Origin of the sequence: Nocardia wallacei, assembly GCF_029868745.1 — a bacterium.
GTDB lineage: Bacteria > Actinomycetota > Actinomycetes > Mycobacteriales > Mycobacteriaceae > Nocardia > Nocardia wallacei_B.
Map to the genome: position 1 here is coordinate 26406 of NZ_JARWOP010000379.1, position 13139 is coordinate 39544.

Consider the following 13139-nt stretch of genomic DNA (forward strand, 5'->3'; position numbering starts at 1 on the left):
GCAGGCCGAAGGCCCCCGGTCCGTGCGGACCGGGGGCCTTCGTCAGCTGTGCGAATTACGCGTTGCCGGACAGCTTCTCGCGCAGCGCGGCGAGCTGCGCGTCGCTGGCCAGCGAACCACCGGCCGACTCCGGCTGCGAAGAGGAGGACGACGACGACCGCTCGCCACCACTCTCGGAGGAGTAGTTCGACGAGCCGCCACCGTTCGCGGCCTCGGCGGCGGCATCGGCGGCCATCTTCTCCATCTGCGCGGTGTGCATCTTGTGGCGACGCTCCGCCTCGGCGTAGCGGTTCTCCCACTCCTCGCGCTGCTTCTCGTAACCCTCGAGCCACTCGTTGGTCTCGGGGTCGAAGCCCTCGGGGAAGATGTAGTTGCCCTGGTCGTCGTAGCTGTCGGCCATGCCGTACTTCGACGGGTCGAACTCGGCGTGGTAGTCCTCGTTGGCCTGCTTCAGCGACAGCGAGATGCGGCGGCGCTCCAGGTCGATGTCGATGACCTTGACCATCGCGTCGTCGCCGACGGACACGACCTGATCCGGCACCTCGACGTGGCGCTCGGCCAGCTCCGAGATGTGCACCAGGCCCTCGATGCCCTCCTCGACACGCACGAACGCGCCGAACGGAACCAGCTTGGTGACCTTGCCGGGCACGATCTGGCCGATGGCGTGGGTGCGGGCGAACTGACGCCACGGGTCTTCCTGAGTCGCCTTGAGCGACAGCGAAACCCGCTCGCGGTCCAGGTCGACGTCGAGCACCTCGACGGTGACCTCCATGCCGACCTCGACAACCTCGGACGGGTGGTCGATGTGCTTCCAGGACAGCTCGGAGACGTGCACCAGGCCGTCGACACCGCCGAGATCCACGAACGCGCCGAAGTTGACGATGCTGCTGACCACACCCTTGCGGACCTGGCCCTTCTGCAGCTGGTGCAGGAACTCGCTGCGGACCTCGGACTGGGTCTGCTCCAGCCAGGCGCGGCGGGACAGCACCACGTTGTTGCGGTTCTTGTCCAGCTCGATGATCTTGGCCTCGATCTCCTTGCCGACGTACGGCTGCAGATCGCGGACCCGGCGCATCTCGACCAGCGAGGCGGGGAGGAAGCCGCGCAGCCCGATATCGAGGATCAGACCACCCTTCACGACCTCGATGACGGTGCCCTTGACGGCCTCGTCCTTCTCCTTGAGCTCCTCGATGGTGCCCCACGCCCGCTCGTACTGAGCCCGCTTCTTCGACAGGATCAGCCGGCCTTCCTTGTCCTCCTTGGTGAGAACAAGGGCCTCCACCTCATCGCCCACGGAAACGACCTCTGCCGGGTCGACATCGTGTTTGATGGACAGTTCGCGGGAAGGAATGACGCCTTCGGTCTTGTAACCGATGTCGAGCAGGACCTCGTCGCGATCGACCTTGACGATCGTGCCTTCGACGATGTCCCCGTCGTTGAAGTACTTGATCGTCTTGTCGATGGCGGCGAGGAAGTCCTCGGCGGAGCCGATGTCGTTGACGGCTACCTGCGGCGAGGTGACAGTGGTGGGCATGTGTTGGGTTGCTCCGGACGGATTGTGGTCGGTAGTGGACATGTGGGCTTTCGGTTTTGCTGTGAACTCACAGCGATGGAACTAACGTCGGCGTGTACAGCACATCGCTGCGACACAGCACAACGCTGTACTCATTGCATAAACTCACAGCAGCGTGCGCCTCGGGTACGCAAGTACGGCGGGCACTCGCGGGAATCAGCGTACGCGACGTGAGTTGTGGCAAGCAAACAAGGGTCCCCCTGCCCGCGTGGCTACTCTGACATGATGCCCGAAGATCATCCCGATGTGCACGCCGTGCGCGAAACCGTGACCGCACAGGGACTCGATACGGCCGGTGAAGACCGCCATGCGCAGGCGAATGCGCTGCTCGGCACGGTCGCCGTCACCCGCGCCGAGGTGGGCTCGACCGAGAGCCAGCGGGCCAGCCGGCGATGGTGGGACGCCGACGCCTCGCAATACCACGACACCCATGCCGAGTTCCTCGGCGTCGATTCACCCCACGGCGAATTCATCTGGTGTCCGGAGGGACTGCACGAGGGCGACTGGCATTTGCTCGGCGACATCACCGATAAGCGGATATTGGAAATCGGCTGCGGCTCCGCCCCGTGCTCGCGCTGGCTGGCGGCAAATGGCGCGCAACCCGTCGGATTGGATCTGTCCGCCGGAATGTTGCGGCGCGGACTGGCCGCGATGGCGCGCGGCGGCCCGCGAGTTCCGCTGGTGCAGGCCGGGGCCGAGGCGCTGCCGTTCGCCGACGCCTCCTTCGACCTGGCGTGCTCGGCGTTCGGCGCACTGCCCTTCGTGGCCGACTCGGCCCGGGTGATGCGCGAGGTGGCGCGGGTACTGCGACCGGGCGGCCGCTGGGTCTTCTCCGTCAATCACCCGATGCGCTGGATCTTTCCCGACGATCCGGGCACGGAGGGCCTCTACGCCAGACTCTCCTACTTCGACCGCTCCCCGTACGTGGAAGTCGACGGCAACGGCGAGCCCACCTACGTCGAACACCACCGCACCCTCGGCGACCGCGTCCGCGAAATAGTCGCGGCGGGCCTCGTCCTGACCGACCTGGTAGAACCCGACTGGCCGGAATGGCTGGACCGCGAGTGGGGCCAGTGGAGCCCGCTACGCGGCCAGATCTTCCCGGGCACAGCCATTTTCGTCACCGAGAAACCACTCCGCAAATAGCAGCGGACAGGTGACGTGCGGAACTCCCGTGTCGCGGGCAGGTGGCGTGCGGGACTCTCGTGTCGCGGGCAGGTGGCGTGCGCGCTGCCGCCGGTAGTGGGTTGGGGTCAGCTCTTGGGTATGGGGCGAGTTTCGGCGCCGGCGGAGACAGTTTCGGGGGAAGCCGGGTTGTCGTGGTCGTAGGCGGTCGTGCGGGTGGAGGGCAGGGCTGTTGTTTCGTCCGCTCCGGACGTGAAGTGCTGGTGGGCGTCGGCGCGGGAGGCGTCCGGGTCGCGCGCGGGGCGGGTGGGGATCGCCGTCGTCTTGTCCGCGGGCAGCTTCGATTCGGCTGACGATTCCGGGATGTGCCATGGGTTTTCGGGATCCGACGACCCATGAGCGTCGTCCGGCTCGGGGCCCGTGGACAGCACGGTCGTCTCGGCGGCGTCCGAGGTGTTCCCGTTCGAGGACGACGGCTGCGCGCCGTTCTCCGGCGTGGCCCAGCCATTGGCGGTGCTCGCGGAGATGTCCGTCGCGGGCGGCTGCGAGAAGTCCACCGACGCGGGTATGGCCGTCGTCTTCGCCGCAGCGCTGGGTGCCGCGGCGTAGGCGGCGGCGCTGGCCGGGAGACGGGGAATGCTGCCCGGCGTCGGTGTCGTAGGCGCGGGCGCGGCGGGCTTGCGCGGCGCCTTGCCCAGCGCCGAGGCACTCGGGATCGGCGCGGTCTCCGCCGCGGTTGCGGCAGCCGGTGACACCGGTGCGGGGGCCGACGGTGCCGGGGGCGATGATGCCTCTTCCGCGAGGGCCGACAGCTCCGCGAATTCGTCCGGTGCGGCCGGTCCGGTGAACGGCGGCAGGGCCGCGAACCGCGGATCGATGCGGGCCGTGCGGCTGGCGAGGGAGATCCAGCGGCGTGCCCGGCTCAGCGGATGGTCGGGGAACTGCGAATCCCATTGCGCGTCGTCGGCGACGTTGTAGGGCAGCTTGCCCCGCACCTCGGGCGCGTAGGGGTGCGGCCGGAACATGTTCTGGAAGCCGACCTTCGGCACGATCGCGGCCTCCCGCGTCCCGGAGCGCCCGGTCTCGCGGCACATGATCTTCAGGATCGCGCTGCAGGTCGCCTTCGGCACCACGATCCCGGCGGTGAAGCCGAGCCCGGCTCCGTCCCCGAGCGGGAACTTCTCCAGGCGTAGCAGCGCGGGCTGGCCGGCCACGGCGATGGTGTACGCCTCGATGAGACAGCCGAACTCGGCCTGCTGTTCGGTGAGCTTGCGGCGCAGGGCGTCGATGTCCTCCAGCGGAGCCGGAAGGTCGGGGACGGCATCGACGTATACGAGCGTGACGAGGTCACCGGTCGCCGGATTACCCCATGTGCTCGGATCGAGTTGCTGCAGTCCGCCGGTTTCGAACGCGATAGGCACGCCAACACGTTACCGAGTCGACGCATAATCGCACGTCCTTGTGCGTTTTGTAGTCAATACGTGACTTGTTGGTGATCTATACTGGGCAAAACAGGCAGTCGGTCTGTTTCTATCCCCGCGGCTTCGGCGATCGCCCGGCCTGCTCCAGCGCCAGCCGCAACGCGTACTCGATCTGTGCGTTCACGCTACGCAGGTCATCGGCCGCCCACTTGGCCACGGCCTCGTGGACGGCCGGATCGAGCCGCAGCAGCACCTTCTTCGGCTCGCGCTTGGCCATTACGAATACAGCGATCCGGTGTTGACCACGGGCTGCACGGAGCGATCCCCGCACAGCACCACCAGCAGGTTGGACACCATCGTCGCCCGGCGTTCCTCGTCGAGGTCGACCATGCCCTCCGCCGTCAACCGCTCCAGCGCCATGCCGACCATACCGACCGCGCCCTCGACGATGCGACTGCGGGCCGCCACCACCTGCGCCGCCTGCTGGCGGACCAGCATGGCCTGGGCGATCTCGGGCGCGTACGCCAGGTGCGTGATGCGGGCCTCGAGAATGTCGATCCCCGCCAGCGCGGTCCGCTCGCTCAGTTCGGTCGTCAGTTCCTCGGCGACCTCCGCGCCGTTGCGCAGGCTGGTGCGGGCCGGGTCGTCGGAGTCGTACGGATGCACCGTGGCCAGATGCCGGACGGCGGCCTCGGACTGGGTCTGCACGTACTCCTCGTAGTCGTCGACGGCGAAGGCGGACTTGAAGCTGTCCACCACCCGGTAGACGACCACGGCCGCGATCTGCACGGGGTTGCCGTCGGAATCGTTGACCTTCAACGTCTGGGTCTCGAAGTTGCGCACTCGCAACGAGATTCGGCGCTTGCTGGTCAGCGGCACGACCCAGAAGAAGCCCGGGTCGGCGACCGAACCGATGTAGCGACCGAAGAATTGCAGCACCTTGGCCTCGTTCGGGCCCACGGTGATCAGTCCGGTCAGCAGCACCAGCGCGATGCCCGCCACCACGAACCCGGCCACCGCACCCGCGGCGGCCCCCGCGCTGCCGTCCTCGGAGGCGACCCCGGCCGCCGCGATGGCGCCGATCAGGGCGCCACCGCCGACGACGATCAGCGCCAACAACATGAGGAACCCGTTCACCCGGAAAGCCGGACGAAGCTCCATGACATCCTCCCAATATCTAAGTGATATCACGACAATAGCATGGAGCCGGACCGCGACTCAGGATGCGGGAACGATGTTGCGGTTGAGGCGGAACAGGTTGGCCGGATCGTGCTCGGCCTTCAGCGCCGCCAGCCGGTCGTAGGTCTCCGGCCGGAATCCGGCGCGGGTCTGTTCCGCGCCCGCCCACTCCTGCGCGCCGTAGAGAAAGTTGAGGCTGTGGCCGATAGTCCACGGCGACAACGCCTTCGCGATGAGATCGTGCCGGTCGCGCACGGCCGTGCCCCCGGACTCCGGCGCGGTGATGAACCGCGCGATGTACTCCGCCTCGCGGTGATCCACGGCGATATCGGCCGGGCCGGGCCGGCGCAGCGCGCCGCCGAGATGGCGGAAACCGGCGACCACCGGCAGCGGCGACTGCGGTCCGGTCGTATCCAGGAAGGCGGCGGCCGCGTCGGCGGTCAGGTCCGACAGCAGCGCGTTGGTGGCGGCATAGGCGTGCGGGAAGTCCGGATCACGGTAGATGCCATGGGTTTCGGCGTAGGGCATCGAGCGCAGGTCGTCGGTCAGGCGCGGGCCGATCCGGCGCAGCGGCGCGGCCAGCCGTTCGCCGTCGGCCGCCGAGCGGGTATAGGCGATGTTGACGGTGGCGAGATAGCGGCCGCGGACCGGTTCCGGGATGGCGGGCACGTCGGGCATGGTCATGATCGTGATCGCCGAGGTCATCTCGTCGGGCAGGTCCTGGGTCCACAGCCGCCAGCTCTCCAGCGCGGGCTCGACGAGGTGGGTGTCGAAGACCAGCTGACCGCCGTACACCGTGGTGACCGGCGCCAGCTCGATCTCCAGCGCCGTGACGACGCCGAAGTTCCCGACGCCGCCCAGCACCGCGCCGAACAGCGGGTCGCCCGATGTCAGGCGGCGCAGCCGGCCGTCGGCCGTCACCATCTCCATCGAGCGCACGTGATCGGCGGCGTAGCCGAAGGTCCGGCCCAGGAGGCCGAGACCACCGCCCAGGTGGTAGCCGATCACGCCGACGGAGAGCGACGAGCCGTTCAGCGGGGCCAGCCCGTGCGCCACGGCGGCGTCGATCAGCGCACCGGCCCGCACCCCGGCCGCCACCCGCGCGGTGCGGGCCGCGGCGTCGACGGAGACGGCGGTCATCCGGCGGGTGCTGATCAGCACGCCGCCGTCGGCGGCCACCGACAGGCCGTGACCGGTCGCCTGCACCGCGATCGGAAGGCCTTGGCGCGCGGCGTATTCCACCGCGGCACGGACGTCCTCGGCATGCGCGGCCCCGACGACGACGGCCGGGCGGTGGTGGTAGGCGGTCTGGAATCCGGCGATCTCGGCGTCGTATCCGGCATCGCCGGGACGGAAGACCGGACCGGTGAAGGTGGGAAGATCCGCGTTCGTGTTCGTCATACCTCCGACGATGCCGCGTTCGTGACGAGAAGTGAAACAGATAGTTCTTCTCGTAACTAGAATGATCAGTTATGGAACTGCGGCAGCTGCGCTACTTCGTCACCGTGGTCGAGGAGGCCAACTTCACCCGGGCCGCGGCACGACTGCATCTGGCCCAGCCGGGGCTGTCCGCCCAGATCCGGCAGCTGGAACGCGAACTCGGCCAGCAACTGCTCGACCGGTCCGGGCGCACCGTGACCCCGACCGCGGCCGGTGCGGCGGTGCTGCCACACGCGCGCGCCGCGCTCGCCGCCGCCGAGCAGGTCCGCCACACCGCCGACGAGTTCACCGGGTTGCTGCGCGGGCACATCCGCCTGGGGACCATCTCCGGCGCGGCCACCGAGGAATTCGACCTCGCGGCGAACCTGGCCGACTTCCACGACGATCATCCGCAGGTCGAAATCACCCTCACCGAAACGAATTCCGATCTGATGCTGGACGATCTGGAGCGCGGCGCGCTGGATATCGCACTGGTCGGACTCACCGGCGCGGACCTCGATCCCCGCGTCGGCCTCGAGGTCGTGCTCGAGACCGCCGTCGTCGCCGCGGTAGCGGCGCACACACCGGATCCTCCGGATGTGCTCCCGCTCGCCGCGCTGCGCGACCGGCCGCTGATCTGCCTCGTGCGCGGCACCGGAATCCGTGGCGTACTCGAACGCCATTGCGCCGCAGCGGGTTTCGAACCGAATGTGGCCTTCGAGGCGGCCGCTCCCCCGCTGTTGCTGCGACTGGCCGCCCGGGGGCTGGGTACGGCCGTCGTGCCCGCGCTCACCCCGGAAGAGGCCGACGCCTTCGGCGTGCGCACGATCCCGATCGTCGAGCCGGAGCTGCGCGGACAGCTCGCGCTCGCGTGGCGCACCGACCGCCTGACCGCGCCCGCCGCGAAAGTCCTACTGGGCCAACTGCGTATCGCGCTGGCGCGGCAGCGGGAACGCGCTACCGCAAGCACCGCACCGGACTGATGCGCACTCAGCGCAGGCCCAGGACGGGCCGGAGGCCGCCGTCACGGACGGCTTGCACGGCGACCAATCCCACCAGCACCACCCCGGTGACGATGTGCTCGATCGCGTCCATGTGGTGGTGCGGGAAGCTGAACATCAGGACATGGTCGGAGAACAACGCCAAGAATCCGACGCCGAACCCGCCGCCGAGCGCGGCGATCACGCAGTACCACGCCGCCCACGGTTTACGCAGCGCCGCGAGCAGCGCCGGACCGAACAGCAGCAGCCCGGCGACGGCATGCCAGCCGTTGTAGTCCATGCCGAGCACCGGCGTCGCGGGCGCGTGCTCCCCGACCGCGAAGCTGGGTTCGGCGATCCATCCCGCGATCGCCCACACGATGTGCGCGACCCCGACGACGAACACCGCCCATTGCAGAAAACTCCACCGCGCCATGGCGTTTCGGCCCACTACTCCAGCTGGTGCGTGCACGGCGTCCTCCCGCTGACTTTGCCCGAAACTTCTACTACACAGCGTAGTTGAAAGCCCGGTCGCACGGAAGGCCCGGCACTACAGAATGCGCGACAGGAACGCCTGAGTACGCTCCTGCCGCGGGTTCGCCAGCATCTCGCGCGGCGGCCCCGACTCCACCACCACACCGGCGTCCATGAACACCAGATGGTCGGCGACCTCGCGGGCGAATCCCATCTCGTGGGTCACCACCACCATGGTCATGCCGGAGGCCGCCAGTTCGCGCATGACCCCGAGCACCTCACCCACCAGTTCGGGATCGAGCGCGGAGGTCGGCTCGTCGAACAGCATCAGCTTCGGATCCATCGCCAGCGCGCGGGCGATGGCGACCCGCTGCTGCTGCCCGCCCGAGAGCTGCGCCGGATAGGCGCCGGCCTTCTCCGCCAGACCGACCCGGTCCAGCAGTTCCCGCGCCCGGCCGACGGCATCGGCCTTGCGGATCCGCTTCACCCGGGTGGGCGCCTCGATGACGTTCTCCAGCACGGTGCGGTGCGGGAACAGATTGAAATGCTGGAACACCATGCCGATGTCGCGGCGCTGGCGCGCAGCCTCGCGGGGATGCAACTCGTAGAGCCGCCCGCCCTTCTCGCGATAGCCGACCAGCTCGCCGTCGACGTAGAGCCGCCCGGCATTGACCTGTTCCAGATGATTGATGCAGCGCAGGAACGTCGACTTGCCCGACCCGGACGGACCGACCAGGCACATCACCTCCCCGCGCGCCACCTCCAGCGAGATGCCCTTGAGCACCTGCAACGCGCCGAAGTTCTTGTGCACCTGCTCGGCGCGGATCATCGGGGCGGAATCGGTTGCGGCAGTGCTCATTTGCCCACCTCCAGCTGGGCGGCGGCCAGCGCCCGCAGCTGTTTCGCGGTCAGCTGGCGGCTGGCTCCGCGCGAGTAGTACCGCTCCAGATAGTGCTGCCCGATCATCAGGATGCTGGTGATCACCAGGTACCAGGTCGCGGCGACCAGCAGCAGCGGGATGGGTAGCAGGTTCACGGCGTAGATGTCGCGCGCCCGGCCGTACAGGTCGGTGGTCAGCGGGATCGCCGCCACCAGCGAGCTGGTCTTCAGCATGCTGATCAGCTCGTTGCCGGTCGGCGGGATGATCACCCGCATGGCCTGCGGCAGCACCGTGCGCCGCATCGTCTGACCCCACGACATGCCCAGCGCCAGCGACGCCTCCCGTTGCCCCTCGCCGACGGAATTGATTCCGGCACGGACGATTTCGGCCATATAACCGGCCTCGTTCAGGCCGAGGCCGATCATCGCGAACAGGAACGGCGTCCGCCAGTCCTGAATGTTCAGGTGCAGCAACTGCGGCCCGAACGGGACACCGAGATCGATGATCTTGTACAGCGACGGGAACAGTCCCCAGAACACCAGTTGCACGTACACGGGCGTGCCGCGGAAGATCCACAGGTACACCCACGCCACCGAGCGCAGCACAGGATTCGGCGACAGCCGCATGACCGCCAGCACCACCCCCAGCACCACGCCGATGGCCATGGCAAGTACGGTCAGCTCCAGCGTGATGAGGACGCCGGACTCGATGCGGGAATCGAACAGGTACTTCCAGTAGATGTCCCACCGGTAGGCGTGGTTGGTAGCGGCGCCGTATACGAACAGCGCCACCAGCGCCAGGATTACCACCGCGGCGAACCACCGGCCGGGATGTCGCAGCGGGACCGCCTTGATCGGCGACGGTTCGACACTCGAATCCGATACGGCGCCAGCGTCTTCCGACCCGGACGCGGAGGTGTCGCGCTCGCTCACGCCCTCACCTCGCGGATGCGGAACGGCGTAGGCGAACCGCGTCGTCTCGGTGCGCCGGCATCAGCCCACCGCTCCGTTGATGGTGGCCTTGGTGAGGGCGCCGTCCTGCACGCCCCAGTTCTCGGCGATCTTGCGGTAGTCGCCGGAATCGATCAGATGCTGCACGGCCTCCTGCAGCACCGGTCCCAGCGGCGCGCCCTTGGGCACCGGCCAGCCGTAGGGCTGCGACTCGAACAGCGGGCCCGCCGCCTCGATCTTGCCCTGATTCTGTTTGATGGCGTACGCCGTCACCGGGGAATCCGCCGACATCGCGTCGACCTGGCCGAGCACCAGCGCCGTCGCGGCCGCGCTCTGCTCGTCGAAGGCCACGATCTCGATCTTGGGCTTGCCCGCCGCCTCGCACGCCTTGCTCTTGCCGGGTACGTCCTCGGTCTCCTCGATGGTGGTGCGCTGCACCGCCACTCGCTTGCCGCACGCGTTGTTCGGGTCGACCGGTTTGCCCGGCTGCTGCGCCCACTGGATGCCCGCGCTGAAATAGTCGACGAAATCGACGGTCTGCTCGCGCTCCTTGGTGTCGGTCATCGAGGACATGCCCACGTCGTAGGTGCCGGCCTGGATCGAGGGGATGATCTTCTCGAAGTCCGATTCCTGGTAGTCGGCCCGCACACCGAGCACCGCGGCCACCGCGTCCATCAGGTCGACGTCGTAGCCGACGATCTTGCCGGAGCCGTCCTTGTATTCGTTGGGCTGGTAGGGCACATTCACCCCGACGACCAGTTTGCCGGACTGCTTCACCTTGTCGGGCAGCTTCGCCGCGATCGCGTCCACCTTGTCGACCTGGATCTTCTCCGCGGTCGGTGCGGTGTCCTCGGTGTTCTTCGTACAACCGGCCAGCACCAGCGTCCCGCCGGCCAGTACACACACCGCCCGCAGCGCCAGCCCGCGGGCACCGATTCGAACAGACACAGCAGCCCTCCATGTTCTGGTGGGCGACATCCGGCATTCGCCCGCCGTTCGAAATCTAGGCGATGGGGACCGAGCGCGTCGGTCGGTTACCGAAGGTTAATGCGCGGCCGGTGCGGACGCCGCTCGCACACGCCGAGTCCGCGGACCCGTCAGCGGCGGTGCAGGCGGGCGCACACCTGTTCGGTGAATTCGCGGGTGGAGGCCAGCCCGCCCAGATCCGCGGTCGCGATACCGGCGGCGAACGTCCCCGCCACGGCCTGCTCGATGCGGTCGGCCGCCCGCGACAGCACGACGTCGCCGCGACGGGAACTCAACCAGCGCAACAGCATTGCCACCGACAGCTGAAGGGCGGCCGGGTTGGCGCGGTTGTGCCCCGCCAGCGCGGGCGCCGCGCCGTGCACGGCCTGCGCCATCGCCTGGGTCGCCGAGCAGTTCAGGGAGGCGGCGAGGCCGAGTGATCCGCTCAGCTCGCCCGCCAGGTCGGAGAGGATGTCGCCGAACAGATTCTCCGTCACCACCACGTCGTCGTCGGCGGGCGCGCGGACGAGGGGCGCGGCTGCCGCGTCGACATGTTCGTCGTCGACGCGCAGCCGCGGATAGTCGCGGGCCGCCGCGTAGCAGGCGTCGCGGAACAGGCCCATGGTCAGCGGCAGCACGTTCGCCTTGTGCACGATGGTCAAGCGGCCGCGCCGCGCGGCGGCCAGCTCGCAGGCCTCGCGGGCGATCCGTTCGCTGGCCGCGCGGGTCACCACTCCGACCGAGAGGGCGATGTCCGCGGTGGGCGCGAACTCGCCGGACCCGGCGGCCATGTTGCGGTCGGCGTAGAAACCCTCGCTGTTCTCCCGGACGATCACCAGATCGATGTCGTCCGCGGCGGCCCGCACACCCGGAAACGCCCGCGCCGGGCGGATATTGGCGTACAGGCCGAATCGCTTGCAGATGGCGCCGCCCGGCGGGGCGCCGACGCGATGCTCCGGGGCATAGGAGGCGTTGTCGTGCGGGCCGAGGATCCAAGCGTCGAGCTGTTCCAGCCGGTGCACCGTAGACTCCGGCAACGGTTCGCCGAATTCCGCGATCGCGCTGTGCCCCATCGGCAACGGAATCCACTGCACGGCCGGTGCCGCGAGCACGGCCAGCGCCTCGTCGACCACCTCCCGCGCCGCGCGCACCACCTCGGGACCGATGCCGTCGCCCTCGATCAGGCCCAGCCGCAGCTGTCCGTTCGCTCCACTCACGCCCCCATCCTCGGTCCTCGGATTTGCGGGAAGATCACCGGGGTTCCGGCGTATCTTGTCCCAGGTCATGGTTCAGTCGGTCGAATTGCTGTTGGACGAGCCCGCCGAGACGGAGATCCGGCGGCAGTGGGAACTGCTGTCCGAGGCCGGAATACCCAGCCCGTCCCCCGACCACCGACCCCACATCACCGTGGCCGTGGCCCGCCAGATCTGGCCCCGCCTGGACGAGGTACCGGCCGCCCAGGAGTTCCGCCCCCTCCCGATCCGCCTCGGCGGCCTCCTGATCTTCGGCGCACGCAACCCCATTCTGGTTCGCCTGGTAGTCCCCACCGACGCACTGCTCACCCTCCAGCGCCGCCTGTTCTCCGTCATCGAGAAATGCCCCGGCATCCCGGCCAATATCCACCCCGACGCCTGGACCCCACACGTCACCCTGGCCCGCCGCCTCAAACCCCACCAACTCGGCGAGGCCGTGCACGCGGTGGCGGCCGACCGAGATTTCGCCACTACGGTGGTGGGTATTCGTCGGTGGGACGGCGATCAGCGTCGTGACTGGCCGGTCGCACGCGGAAGCGGAAGATAACGGAGTTGCCCGGCGTTGTATCGGGGCAACCCACGAGACGAGAGGATCCCATGGCCACCCAGACCCTGACCGCGCAGAACTTCGATGAGATAGTCACCGGGAACGATGTCGTGCTCGTCGACTTCTGGGCCGACTGGTGCGGTCCGTGCAAGCAGTTCGCTCCGACCTTCGAGGCGTCGTCGGACAAGTATCCCGATGTCATCCACGGCAAGGTGGACACCGAAGCCGAGCAGAGCCTCGCCGCGGCCGCCAATATCCGCTCCATCCCGACCATCATGGCGTTCCGCGAGGGCGTGCTGGTCTTCGCGCAGCCCGGCGCGCTGCCGCCCGACGCGCTCGAAGACCTGGTCACCCAGGTGAAGGGCCTCGACA

14 protein-coding genes are annotated in these 13139 nt (G+C 68.5%); 4 read left to right on the forward strand and 10 right to left on the reverse strand.

The window, feature by feature from the left end:
* Positions 1-55: 55 nt before the first annotated feature.
* The gene (gene rpsA, locus QH470_RS35940) at positions 56-1534 is read right to left on the reverse strand and encodes a 30S ribosomal protein S1 (protein ID WP_280276855.1); all 1479 of its coding nucleotides are present in this window, start codon (positions 1532-1534) and stop codon (positions 56-58) included.
* 264 nt (positions 1535-1798) lie between these two features.
* On the opposite strand from rpsA, the gene QH470_RS35945 reads away from it, so the two are divergent.
* Entirely contained in the window at positions 1799-2719 is a 921-nt protein-coding gene (locus QH470_RS35945) for a class I SAM-dependent methyltransferase (protein WP_280276856.1), read from the forward strand.
* A 107-nt stretch (positions 2720-2826) separates the two neighbouring features.
* Here the strand turns inward: QH470_RS35945 and QH470_RS35950 are convergent, their stop codons facing one another.
* The 4 genes from QH470_RS35950 to QH470_RS35965 all read right to left on the reverse strand — a co-directional run bounded on the left by QH470_RS35950 (position 2827) and on the right by QH470_RS35965 (position 6699).
* Complete coding sequence (locus tag QH470_RS35950; RefSeq protein ID WP_280276857.1) at positions 2827-4119, reverse strand: hypothetical protein; 1293 nt, start codon at positions 4117-4119, stop codon at positions 2827-2829.
* 109 nt (positions 4120-4228) lie between these two features.
* A complete protein-coding gene (locus QH470_RS35955) occupies positions 4229-4396 on the reverse strand; it encodes a type II toxin-antitoxin system antitoxin (protein WP_280276858.1) in 168 nt (55 codons plus the stop codon).
* Entirely contained in the window at positions 4396-5280 is an 885-nt protein-coding gene (locus QH470_RS35960; RefSeq protein WP_280276859.1) for an SPFH domain-containing protein, read from the reverse strand. Before QH470_RS35960 ends, QH470_RS35955 begins: the two co-directional genes overlap by 1 nt.
* 57 nt (positions 5281-5337) lie before the next feature.
* Positions 5338-6699, reverse strand: coding sequence for an FAD-binding oxidoreductase (locus QH470_RS35965; protein ID WP_280276860.1), 1362 nt, complete (start codon positions 6697-6699; stop codon positions 5338-5340).
* 71 nt (positions 6700-6770) lie between these two features.
* On the opposite strand from QH470_RS35965, the gene QH470_RS35970 reads away from it, so the two are divergent.
* Positions 6771-7700, forward strand: coding sequence for a LysR family transcriptional regulator (locus tag QH470_RS35970; RefSeq protein ID WP_280276861.1), 930 nt, complete (start codon positions 6771-6773; stop codon positions 7698-7700).
* A 7-nt stretch (positions 7701-7707) separates the two neighbouring features.
* Here the strand turns inward: QH470_RS35970 and QH470_RS35975 are convergent, their stop codons facing one another.
* From QH470_RS35975 to QH470_RS35995, 5 genes are all read right to left on the reverse strand, one after another.
* On the reverse strand, positions 7708-8169 hold the full coding sequence (locus tag QH470_RS35975) for a DUF4383 domain-containing protein (RefSeq protein ID WP_342228483.1): 462 nt from the start codon (positions 8167-8169) through the stop codon (positions 7708-7710).
* A 78-nt stretch (positions 8170-8247) separates the two neighbouring features.
* Positions 8248-9030 carry an amino acid ABC transporter ATP-binding protein gene (locus tag QH470_RS35980; RefSeq protein WP_400182512.1) on the reverse strand — a complete coding sequence of 261 codons (783 nt, stop codon included), beginning with the start codon at positions 9028-9030 and terminating at the stop codon, positions 8248-8250.
* Positions 9027-9983, reverse strand: a complete 957-nt coding sequence (locus QH470_RS35985; protein ID WP_425302839.1) for an amino acid ABC transporter permease — start codon at positions 9981-9983, stop codon at positions 9027-9029. Before QH470_RS35985 ends, QH470_RS35980 begins: the two co-directional genes overlap by 4 nt.
* Positions 9984-10043: 60 nt before the next feature.
* Positions 10044-10979, reverse strand: coding sequence for an ABC transporter substrate-binding protein (locus tag QH470_RS35990; protein ID WP_425302840.1), 936 nt, complete (start codon positions 10977-10979; stop codon positions 10044-10046).
* A gap of 119 nt (positions 10980-11098) precedes the next feature.
* Positions 11099-12163: an isocitrate/isopropylmalate dehydrogenase family protein gene (locus QH470_RS35995; RefSeq protein WP_280276869.1), complete on the reverse strand. Its 1065-nt coding sequence runs from the start codon at positions 12161-12163 to the stop codon at positions 11099-11101.
* Between the two features lie 88 nt (positions 12164-12251).
* Here QH470_RS35995 and QH470_RS36000 point away from each other — a divergent pair, with 88 nt between their 5' ends.
* Positions 12252-12767: a 2'-5' RNA ligase family protein gene (locus tag QH470_RS36000; RefSeq protein ID WP_280276863.1), complete on the forward strand. Its 516-nt coding sequence runs from the start codon at positions 12252-12254 to the stop codon at positions 12765-12767.
* Positions 12768-12817: 50 nt separating this feature from the next.
* The coding region (gene trxA, locus QH470_RS36005) for a thioredoxin (RefSeq protein ID WP_280276864.1) at positions 12818-13139 on the forward strand (322 nt) is incomplete at its 3' end.

Coding starts and splice junctions, on each gene's coding strand:
- rpsA (WP_280276855.1), bottom strand. CDS start 1,534: ATGCCCACCACTGTCACCTCGCCGCAGGTAGCCGTCAACGACATCGGC.
- QH470_RS35945 (WP_280276856.1), top strand. CDS start 1,799: ATGCCCGAAGATCATCCCGATGTGCACGCCGTGCGCGAAACCGTGACC.
- QH470_RS35955 (WP_280276858.1), bottom strand. CDS start 4,396: ATGGCCAAGCGCGAGCCGAAGAAGGTGCTGCTGCGGCTCGATCCGGCC.
- QH470_RS35960 (WP_280276859.1), bottom strand. CDS start 5,280: ATGGAGCTTCGTCCGGCTTTCCGGGTGAACGGGTTCCTCATGTTGTTG.
- QH470_RS35965 (WP_280276860.1), bottom strand. CDS start 6,699: ATGACGAACACGAACGCGGATCTTCCCACCTTCACCGGTCCGGTCTTC.
- QH470_RS35970 (WP_280276861.1), top strand. CDS start 6,771: ATGGAACTGCGGCAGCTGCGCTACTTCGTCACCGTGGTCGAGGAGGCC.
- QH470_RS35980 (WP_400182512.1), bottom strand. CDS start 9,030: ATGAGCACTGCCGCAACCGATTCCGCCCCGATGATCCGCGCCGAGCAG.
- QH470_RS35990 (WP_425302840.1), bottom strand. CDS start 10,979: ATGTCGCCCACCAGAACATGGAGGGCTGCTGTGTCTGTTCGAATCGGT.
- QH470_RS36000 (WP_280276863.1), top strand. CDS start 12,252: ATGGTTCAGTCGGTCGAATTGCTGTTGGACGAGCCCGCCGAGACGGAG.